Here is a 1,872-nt window from a genome sequence, read left to right as displayed (position 1 = left end):
GATGGTGGTCGACGGCGCCGTCACCGACCGGAAGGCCGACGAGGTCGCGGAGCGGCGCGAGAAGCGCGAGCGGGCCGAGGAGCGCCGGGCCGCCGCCGAGGACCGCGGCGACGCGGTCGAGGCGGCGCGGCTGGAGGCCCGCACGCAGCGGCTCACCGACGCGATACAGGAGACGACCCGCGAGCTGCTGGCGCTGCTCGACGTGCCGATCGTGGAGGCGCCGGCGGAGGGGGAGGCGCAGTGCGCGCACATGGCCGCGACCGGGACCGTCGACCACGCCGGCAGCGAGGACTACGACACCCTGCTGTTCGGCGCCCCGACGACGCTCCGCCAATTGACGAGCAAGGGCGACCCGGAGCTGATGGACCTCGAAGCGACGCTGGAGGGGCTCGGCCTCGACCGACAGGGGCTCGTCGACGTCGCGATGCTCTGCGGGACCGACTTCAACGAGGGCGTCCGCGGGGTCGGCCCGAAGACGGCGGTGACGGCGGTGAAGGAACACGGCGACCTGTGGGGCGTCCTCGACGCTCGCGGCGCCGAGATCCCGAACGCCGAGGCGATCCGAGAGCTGTTCATGCACCCGCCGGCCGAGGACGTCGCGGTCGACGCCGACGTGAACCCGGACGTCGAGGCCGCCCGCGAGTACGTCGTCGACGAGTGGGGCGTCGATCCCGACGAAGTCGAACGGGGGTTCGAGCGCATCGCCGAGTCGCAGGTCCAGACCGGACTCGACCGCTGGACTTGAACGGGGGCGGTTCGAGGCGGCGGCGGGGCGAGCCGGATCGGCGTCGGGCGGGCGTCCGCCGGCGCGACCGCCGCGAACACACCTTTTATTTCCTCGTCGTGGGAAGGGTGAATCACACGTGTCGCGGCCCCGGGACCCGAGCGGACCGCGGCGACCCTGACCAATGAGCTTCGACGTTCCCGACGACAGACGGTACCTGGAATCGCACGAGTGGGCGACGACCGGCGGCGACACCGTTCGAATCGGCGTCTCGGACTTCGCGCAGGACGAGCTTGGCGACGTGGTGTTCGTCGAGCTCCCGGACGTCGGCGACGAGATCGCCGCGGACGAGTCGTTCGGCGTCGTCGAGTCGATCAAGGCGGTCTCGGACCTGTACGCGCCCGTCTCGGGCGAGGTCGTCGCGGTCAACGAGGACCTGTTCGACCGCCCGGAGCTCGTCAACGAGGACCCCTACGGCGAGGGCTGGATGCTCGAGGTCGCCCCGACCGAGGGCGGCGACGCCGAGGGGCTGCTCGACGCCGACGCGTACGACGACCAGATCGCGTGACAGCGCCGACCCGGCCCGACGTGAACGCGAGCGCGGTCCGCGAGGTGAACGCGGACGCTCGGTGCGACCGCGGCGACGGCACGGCCGACCCGGATCCGACGACAGACACCCGACACCGCACCCGACCATGACAACGCGACCTTCCGACCGACGAGCCCCGAACCGAGAAGCGAACGACGGCCGAACGACCGCCCGCGGACGCGGAGGGGAGACCAGATGAGCCGGGCGGACGGCACGCCGTACGCCCCCCACACCGACGAGGAGACCGAGGCGATGCTGGCGGAAATCGGCGTCGACGACGAGGCGGCGCTGTTCGACATCCCGGAGGCGGTCGCCTTCGACGGCGACTTCGGCATCGACGCGCGGACCGAACGCGAGATCCGCGACGAGTGCGCGCGGATCTTCGACCGCAACGACGACCTCACGGAGTTCCTCGGCCGGGGGCACTACGGTCACTACGTGCCGAGCGTCGTCGACCACCTCGCCGACCGCGCGGAGTTCCTCACGAGCTACACCCAGTACCAGCCGGAGGTGTCGCAGGGGTTCCTCCAGGCGCTCTTCGAGTACCAGTCGATGCTCG

General features: G+C 71.6%; 2 protein-coding genes and 1 pseudogene. All 3 read left to right on the top strand.

Annotated features, from left to right (window positions below):
• On the top strand, window positions 1-745 hold a 745-nt coding region (locus tag B9G38_RS16745), incomplete at its 5' end, for a flap structure-specific endonuclease (protein ID WP_086221125.1).
• 163 nt (window positions 746-908) lie between these two features.
• A complete protein-coding gene (gene gcvH, locus B9G38_RS16740; protein ID WP_086221124.1) occupies window positions 909-1,292 on the top strand; it encodes a glycine cleavage system protein GcvH in 384 nt (127 codons plus the stop codon).
• 216 nt (window positions 1,293-1,508) lie between these two features.
• Window positions 1,509-1,872: pseudogene (locus B9G38_RS16735) on the top strand (glycine dehydrogenase); the annotation flags it as partial.

It is taken from the genome of Halorubrum sp. SD612 (assembly GCF_002135005.1).
Note: the sequence above shows the minus strand (reverse complement) of the source record. Positions and strands in the feature narration are given on the sequence as shown.